We start from the raw sequence: 8,136 nt of genomic DNA on the forward strand, positions 1-8,136 counted from the left end.
GCACCCGGCAAGCCATCTCCCGGGTACTGCCCACCTCCGGCGGGATCCGGCTGGGGAGACGGGAACTCACCGCGCTGCCTCGGGTGCGGCGGGCCCAGTGTGGGCTGACCCATGTCGAACAGGGCAGGGCCGCCTACCTCACTCTCACCGTGCAGGAGAACATCGCCTTTCCGGCTCTCTGGACCGGGCCCTTTCCCCCGAGCTTGCCAAACTCTTATCGACGTACCGGCTGGCCTGGTCTCCGGAGGCGAGCAACGGATGCTCGTCCTGGTCCGGGCAATCATGGGCAGGTTCTCAGCGCTGCTGCTCGACGAAATGTCGCTCGGGCTGGCCCCGGTGATCCGGCGGATCGCCGACGCGGGCTGTGCGGTCCCGCTGGTGGAACAGTTCACACACGCCGCTCTGTCCTTCGCCGACAGGTCTACGTGCTGGCGCACGGAACACTCACTTACGGCGGGAACCGGGGCAACTGCACACTTCCGATGCCGCTCTGAAGCACGCCTATCTTGGAGATGACTCATGACGTACGCAGATCTGGTTTTCGTCAATGGGCGGGTGCTGACGATGGACACCGTCTCGACGGCGAGCGTGGTGGCCATCAGGGATGGTCTGATCACCCACGTGGGAACGGACGCAACGGCGTTGGCAGGGCCCTCCACCGAAGTGGTGGACCTGCGGGGGCGGATTTTGCTGCCCGGTATGAACGACTCACATCTGCACGGGTGTGGCTACGGGATGGGCAAGCCCCCGTTCTCCGTCGATGTGGCGCTCGGCTCGATCGCCGCGGTGCAGGCGGCGGTGGCCGAGGAGGTGCGCGGCAAGCAACCCGGAGAGTGGATCCGTGGGATCGGCTGGAATCGTGACCACCTCGCCGAATGTGCCGACAACGCAAGGCGGCAGCCCACCGCGGCCGATCTGGACAAGGTCGCCCCCGATAACCCCGTGCTGCTCCAGGACTTTTCCGGCCATGTGACCTGGGCCAACTCCAGGGCTATGGAGAGCGGCGGGGTCGGCGGAGATGGGATTCTGTACGACGGTGACCAGGCGCTGGTCCAGCGTGCCGCCCCGCCGCTGACCGCGCGGCTGCGGAGTCAGGTGTTGCGTTCGGTGGTCGCCGAGGCGAACCGGGAGGGGATCACTTCCTTCACCGAGCCCGGCCTGGGTCCCGGCGGCGATCACATGTTCGGAGGTGGCATGGGCACCTCCGTACTCAGCAGCTATGCGGATCTGGCCAAGAGCGGGGAGTTGACAGCGCGGGTGAGCGTCCTGGGACTGGCCAGCTCGCTCTCCGGCGCCTCGGCCGCCGACACCCGGGCCTACCTGTCCGGGCTGCCCGACCTGCACGGGGCAGACCCCCGTCTGGTGCGCCTCGCGGGAGTGAAGGTGTTTGCCGACGGCATCCCGCCCTCGGAGACCGCGTGGATGCGGCAGAAGTATCCCTCGGGCGGGTACGGGTCATTGTGCACCCATGGGCACACCGAGGAACTGCGCGAGGAGGAGTTGACCGAGATCCTGCGCCTGGTCCACACGGCCGGGCTCCAGGTCGGTGTGCACGTGACCGGGAACCGGGGTATCGACGCCGTGGTCGACTCGCTCGCCGCGGTCGCCAAAGAGTACCCCCGCCCAGACGCCAGGCACTACGTGATCCACGGCCAGTTCGCCTCTCGCAGCGCGTTGGCCAAACTCGCCGCCCTTGGCTACGGGATCAACCTCCAGCCTGCGATTCAGCACCTCACCTCAGACTTGGTTCGGGAGATGTTCGGCGACGAGGCGGCCGACACCGAGTGGCCGGCGCGTTCCGCCATCGACTTGGGTGTGAGGACCGCGTGCAGCTCCGATGCCCCGGTGACCGCTCCAAACTGGCGCGCCGGTGTCCATTGGCTCCTGTCCCGGGTGGCCAGGGGCAGCGGCCGGGTCAGTGGCGCCGCCGAGCGGATAACCCTAGACGAAGCGCTGCGGACCTTCACCGTCAACGGCGCCTGGCAGGACCACGCGGACACCTGGAAGGGCTCCATCACCGTCGGCAAGGTCGCCGACCTGTGCCTGAGCGGAGCCAAGGCCGCCGAAGACCTCACCTCGGCGCCTGTCGAGATGACCGTCTTCGACGGCAGGATAGTCTACTCAGCGTTCTAGTACTCCAGCAGTGTTTCGCTATCTGGCCTGGTCAGGGGCGTCGTCCGGAGTGCAGTCGGCTGGTGTTGTGTCAGGGGCGGTTTCACCGGACCGCCCCTCCAACAAGTGGAGTCGTCGTCGGTAGTGGCAGTGGCGAACGACGGCTTGGAGTCTGCGGCGCCAGCGTGACCAGTCCAGCACGTGCGCACGTAACGACCGGCCGGCTCGGTGGTTGTTGGCGAGGCGAGGCGCCAGGAGCGGCGGAGCCAGGGTGCCGGAAGCGTTTCTGCATCCCCCTTCCGCCGCCGCGTCGGTCGCCATGACCGCGGGGTGGGCATGGGCGAGCGCTGCCAGGGTGATGTGCCGGTACCAGCCGATGTAACGGCGGACCTCGTACTGGTCCAGGCCGCACTCGTTCTTCGCGGCCTCGAAGCACTCCTCAGTGTGCCACGCATGAAGTTCCCCAAGACGGTTCGAATTCATGAGTGTTGGCGAAAATCCACACAGATGCCATGCGGCGACTGGTCGTGCTGGTCACATGACTGCGGGGCCGTATCGAGTCGGCAGGGGGGTGGGGACCGGTGCCCGACTCCGATGGCCGCCCCCCCCTTGACTGCGGTGTGGGCCAAGCTACTGGTCGAACGGCGGAGCGCGGTAGTACGACTGCTGGCGAGCTGGGCGGCGCGGGCGGTTCCGGCTCTCAGCGGGCGCGAGGGATACGATGACCACGATGTTCCCACTGAAGTTTCCCCAAGGCCAGGTAGTTACCCAGGTTGAACTCGCGATGTCCGGCGGTCTGATCGCGTCGTCGTCCATGGTCAGTCCGGTGGGTGGCAGACAGCCGTGGACCAGGTGGGCCGGTACTGGATCTTCTTCAGCTTGCGCTTGATCACGTGGGTGAGGTGCGTGAGGTCGGCGGCGGCGAAGTCGGCCAGGTGCCGCTTGAGGAGCGACCAGATCCCCTGGGCCGGGTTCAGCTCCGGTGCGTAGGAGGGCATCTGGAAGATCTGTAACCAGTCCTGGTGCTCCTCGGCGGAGTCGGCCAGCTCCCGGAACAGGTGCACGTTCAGGTTGTCCCAGCACCACACCACCGGGGTGCCGAGCTGGATGTGGGTCATGACGATCAGGTCGCGGCACTGGCGCCAGGAGAACGCCTCCGGCTCGCCCCGGCGCCCGTGCCAGATGTGCAGCGTGAAGAAGAACCGGGAGCGGTGTCCGGCGCGGTAGCAGACCACGCCGGCGATGTTGGCCCGTCCCCGGTTGCGGCCGCGTACCCGCACCACCGGCCGGGCTCCGCGCGGTGTCCAGGTGTGTCCCTTCGGCGGCCTCAGCCCCTGGCCTGCCACGTCCTCGAAGCAGATGTGGGCGCCCAGGTCCGCCGCGGTCCTTTCACCTGCGGCCACACCTCGGCCTTCCACACCTCGATCGCCTCGTCGTCGCGTTCGATCGCCCACCGCAGCGGGACCTGCGCGGACCAGCCGTGCCGCCGCAACAGCTTCCACACCCCCTGAATCGTGAACCCGACATGGAACATCCGCCCGATCAGCAGCTTCATTGGCGTCCTGCCGTAGTCGGCGCATGAGGACTCTCCGCAGGCAGGTGACGACCGGCGGATCCAGAACGACGACGGTGTCGCAGTCGGTGAGGCAGGACGCCAGCCCCTCACCCTGCCGTCCGTCGACCACCCAGCGCCCGGCATCGGCCCCGGCATCCGGCGCTGCGTCGGCAGAGAGCACCGGCACGCCCGTGATTCGGCCGAGCGCGTGTGCGAAGGAGGCAGTTGGGCCAGTTCCACGCGCGCCAGAAAGGGTACATCCGCCGCTCGCCGCACCAGGCAGTGCGCGATGCGACGCTGCGCCGGGGTGAGCCGACGGCCTTCGAAGAGCCGGTGCAGCCATGCGGAGGCGCCGACACCGGCAGGCGTGTCAGTGCCGGCACCTTCACTCATCTGCTCCCGCAGCCTTTGCGTTGCCGAACCGGTCAGCTCACGAGGCCGGCGTTCGTCAGCCACTCCTTGGCGACGGTGCCGGCGTCCTCCTTGTCGTTGACGAGCTTCTTCATCATGTCCTGCAGGTCGGCGGTGGTGAGCTTGGCCGAAACGGCGTTGAGTGCCGCCTTGGCCTTGTCGTTGACCGCGGACTTGTAGACCAGGGGCGTCACGTTCTGCGAGGAGAAGAGGTTCTTCGGGTCCTCGAGGACCACCAGCTTGTCCGCGACGATGGCCGGGTCCGTGGTGTAAATGTTGGCGGCCTGCACCTTGCCGGACTCCAGCAGCTTCAGCAGGGTGCTCTGCGCGCCCGCGTCGAGCGGCTGGAACTTCCCGAACTCGACGCCGTAGATCTTCTTCAGACCGACCCAGCCCTGGGTGCGGGTCTTGAACTCCGAGCCGGCCCCGATCGTCCACTTGCCCGCGACCGACTTGAGGTCGGCGAGGGTCTTGAGGTTGTACTTCTTGGCGGTCTCGGCGGCGACCGTGACCGAGTCCTTGTCCTGGGCCTCGGCGGAGTCGAGGATCGTCACCGACGAGGGAAGCTTCTTCTTCAGCTCGGCGTTGATGTCCTCGGTGCTGGTCGCGGTGCTGGTCTTGTCGACCGCGACCGCCAGCAGGGCGCCGTTGTACTCCGGGAAGACCTGGATGCCGCCCTTGACGATCTGGTCGTAGTAGACCTCACGGGCTCCGATGTCGAACTTGCGGGTCACCTTCAGGCCCTTGGCCTCCAGGACCTCGGCGTAGATCTCGGCGAGCAGCTGGTTCTCGGGGAAGTTCGCCGAGCCGACGACGAGGGACGTGCCGCCGCTGTCCTTGCTGCTGCCCGTCAGCGGATTGCTGTCGCTGGAGCCGCTGCTGCCGCAGGCGGTCAGCGAGAGTGCGGTGATCAGGCCGAAGGCGGCGCCGCGGTACATGCCTCTCATGGGTGTTTCCTTTCTCAGTGGCCCTGAAGCCCAAAAACTCAGGATCTGGACGCCGAGACCCTGAGGCCCGGCGAGACGATGACGCGCTGCAGCGCGGTGAAGGCGATCTGGACCAGGAGCGCCAGGCCGACGACGACGGTCGAGCCGCCGATGACGAGCTCGTAGTCGTTGCGGGAGAGTCCGTCGACGATGAAGCGGCCCAGGCCGCCGAGACCCGGGTAGGCCGCGACGGTCGCGGTGGCCACGACCTGGATGGCGGCGACCCGCAGTCCGAGGAGGATCAGCGGCAGCGCCATCGGCACCTCCACCTTCACCAGGACCTCCCACTCGGTCATGCCGACCCCGCGGGCGGCATCCCTGGTGGCGGGGTCCACACCCCGGACGCCTTCGAAGGTGTTGATGAGGATCGGCGGGACCGCGAGCGCGATCAAGGCGATCAGCACGGGCGTGGTGCTGAGCCCGGCGAGGGTGACGACGAGGACGACCAGGCCGAAGGTGGGGATCGCCCGCGCGAGGTTGGCCACGCTGGCCACGGCGAACGCCCCACGGCCGGTGTGCCCGACCAGCAGCCCGAACACCAGCCCGATCAGGGAAGCGAACAACAGCGACACACCACTGTAGGTGAGGTGTTCCAGCAGCCGCTGGGGGATGCCCTCCGCGCCGTGCCACTGCTTCGAGGACGTCAACCAGTCGGCCACGAGTCGGAGTTGGTTCAGGAGATCGTTCATGACGCCGTCACCTTGCTCCGGGACCACGGAGTGAGCAGCCGCTGCGCCAGGACCAGCAGGGCGTCGGTGGTGAGCGCGAGCAGCATGATCAGGACGATCGCGGTGACGATCGGGGTGGGGAAGTCGAGTTGGAGGCCGCGGGTGATGTAGTGGCCGAGCCCGCCCTGTCCGATCAGCTGTCCCACGGCGACCAGACTGATGGACGAGACGGCCGCGACACGTACGCCGGCGATGACGACGGGCACGGCGATCGGCAGTTCCACCTGGACGACGCGGCGTACCGGGCCGAATCCCATCGCGATGGCCGCCTGCCTGACCGATTCAGGGACCGAGGCCAGCCCGTCCACGACGTTGGGAACCAGGACCGACAGCGTGTAGAGCGTCAGCGGGATCATCACGGTGCGTTCCGTCAGCCCGGTGTACTTGACGAAGATCATGAACAGGGCCAGTGACGGGATCGAGTACAGGATGTTGTTCACGGTCAGGACCGGTGGGTACAGCCATCGCCAGCGGTGGCACAGGATGCCGAGGGGAATCGAGATGATCAGCCCGAAAAGCACCGGAAGCAGGCCCAGTCTGAGATGGACACCGGTGTAGTCGGCCAGCTCGCCGGCATGATCGCCGATCCACCCCCAGCGGACCAGCGACTCACTGTCGTTCATGCTTCACCACCGCCCGTCTTGCCTCCGGCGGCCTCCGTCTCGGCGGCGGCTATGACGGCGGACAGCTCGTACGCGTCGACGACTCCGATGACCGCGCCGTCCACGTCCACGCCCACCGCGAGTCGGGAGGGCGACAGGAGTGCCGCGTCGAGGGCGGCTCGCGCCGAGTCGCCGACGAGGCTGAAGGCGTGGCCGAGTGGCGTCAGGGTCGCGTCCGCGAGTGTGCCGCCCTCGGGCAGTTCGGCGGCCGCGACCCAGCCGAGCGGTCGCCGGGCGTCGTCGACGACGAGGATCCACGGCTCGTCCGTCGCCCGGGCCTGCGCCACGGCAGTGGTCGCCGTCAGCACCGGACCGTCGCGCAGCGGCACCTCGCCCGCCTTGACGAAGGACAGCCGGCGGATGCCCCGGTCCTGCCCGACGAAGCCGGCCACGAAGTCGTCGGCGGGATGGGCGAGCAGCCACTCGGGCGTGTCGAACTGGGCGAGCTTGCCGCCGGTTCTGAACACCGCGATGTTGTCGCCGAGTTTCATCGCCTCGTCGATGTCGTGGGTGACGAACACGATCGTCTTGTGCAGATCCTTCTGCAGCCGGATGAACTCCGCCTGCAGCTCGGCCCGCACGATCGGGTCGACGGCGCTGAACGGCTCGTCCATCAGCAGCACCGGCGGGTCGGCGCCCAACGCCCGTGCCACTCCGACGCGTTGCTGCTGCCCGCCGGAGAGCTGGTTCGGGTAGCGCTTGGCCATCTCGGCCGGCAGCCCCACCAGTTCCAGCAGCTCGGCCGCGCGCGCCCGTGCCTTCTTCTTGCTCCAGCCGAGCAGTAGCGGAACGGTCGCGATGTTGTCGAGGATGGTGCGGTGCGGGAACAGCCCCGCGTGCTGGATCACGTACCCGATGCCGCGGCGCAGCTCGGGGGCGTGGACGTCCCGGATGTCCTGACGGCGCAGGCTCACCGTCCCCGCCGTCGGCTCCACCATGCGGTTGATCATGCGCAGGGTCGTCGTCTTGCCGCAGCCGGAGGGACCGACCAGGACCGTGATGCCGCCCTCTGCCAACTCCAGGGACAAATCGTCCACGGCTGTGGTTCCGTTTGGGTAGTTTTTGCTCACCGCGTCGAATCTGATCAAGGCTGCCCCTTACCCGACTGCATATGGGCATGCAGAGCTATGGGTGACTGAGAGCTTGTCTCACGTGGTGCGGTTGGTCAGCTTCTTGTAGCAGGTCAGTGCGGCCGCGAGACCGAGGAAGCCGAGAAAGTGTGTGCCTTTCCGCTCGTACCGGACGGTGAGACGGCGGTAGCCGAAGAGCCAGGAGATCGACCTTTCGATCTTCCAGCGGTGTCGGCCGAGTCGCTCGCTGGATTCGATGCCCGGGCGGGCGATGCGTGGGATGATGCCGCGGCTGCGCAGCCACCTCAGGTGCTCGGCGGAGTGGTAGGCCTTGTCCGCGCGGAGCCTGCCGGGACGGCGCCGGCGCGGACCGCGCCGCGACCGGATTGCGGGTATGCCCAGGACCAGCGGGAGCAGAGCCTGACTGTCATGGACGTTCGCACCGGACACACCGAGCGCCAGGGGTAAGCCCTGAGCGTCGGACAGGACGTGCAGCTTGCTGCCCTTCTTGCCCCGATCGACCGGATTGCGCCCGGTCAGCGATCCCCCCTTTTCGCGCGGACCGAGGCCGCATCCACGATCACTGAGGCCCAGTCCACTTCACCGCGCGCA

5 protein-coding genes and 3 pseudogenes are annotated in these 8,136 nt (G+C 67.7%); 1 reads left to right on the forward strand and 7 read right to left on the reverse strand.

Annotated elements, in window-relative coordinates:
• Positions 1–519 precede the first annotated feature (519 nt).
• Positions 520–2,133, forward strand: a complete 1,614-nt coding sequence (locus ACZ4MF_RS34865; RefSeq protein ID WP_467496458.1) for an amidohydrolase — start codon at positions 520–522, stop codon at positions 2,131–2,133.
• Between the two features lie 312 nt (positions 2,134–2,445).
• Here ACZ4MF_RS34865 and ACZ4MF_RS34870 read toward each other — a convergent pair.
• The 7 genes and pseudogenes from ACZ4MF_RS34870 to ACZ4MF_RS34900 all read right to left on the reverse strand — a co-directional run.
• Positions 2,446–2,562: pseudogene (locus ACZ4MF_RS34870) on the reverse strand (IS701 family transposase); the annotation flags it as partial.
• 321 nt (positions 2,563–2,883) lie between these two features.
• Positions 2,884–3,667 (reverse strand): annotated as a pseudogene (locus tag ACZ4MF_RS34875) (IS630 family transposase); the annotation flags it as partial.
• A 425-nt stretch (positions 3,668–4,092) separates the two neighbouring features.
• Entirely contained in the window at positions 4,093–5,016 is a 924-nt protein-coding gene (locus tag ACZ4MF_RS34880) for an ABC transporter substrate-binding protein (RefSeq protein WP_467496470.1), read from the reverse strand.
• Positions 5,017–5,063: 47 nt separating this feature from the next.
• Positions 5,064–5,753 (reverse strand): ABC transporter permease, encoded by a 690-nt coding sequence (locus tag ACZ4MF_RS34885; protein WP_467496460.1) that lies wholly within the window; start codon positions 5,751–5,753, stop codon positions 5,064–5,066.
• Positions 5,750–6,415, reverse strand: coding sequence for an ABC transporter permease (locus ACZ4MF_RS34890; RefSeq protein WP_467496462.1), 666 nt, complete (start codon positions 6,413–6,415; stop codon positions 5,750–5,752). Before ACZ4MF_RS34890 ends, ACZ4MF_RS34885 begins: the two co-directional genes overlap by 4 nt.
• Entirely contained in the window at positions 6,412–7,542 is a 1,131-nt protein-coding gene (locus ACZ4MF_RS34895; RefSeq protein WP_467496464.1) for an ABC transporter ATP-binding protein, read from the reverse strand. The genes ACZ4MF_RS34890 and ACZ4MF_RS34895 overlap by 4 nt, the downstream gene beginning before the upstream one ends.
• Positions 7,543–7,602: 60 nt before the next feature.
• Positions 7,603–8,136: pseudogene (locus ACZ4MF_RS34900) on the reverse strand (IS5 family transposase); the annotation flags it as partial.

The organism is Streptomyces sp. NPDC025793, assembly GCF_055558375.1.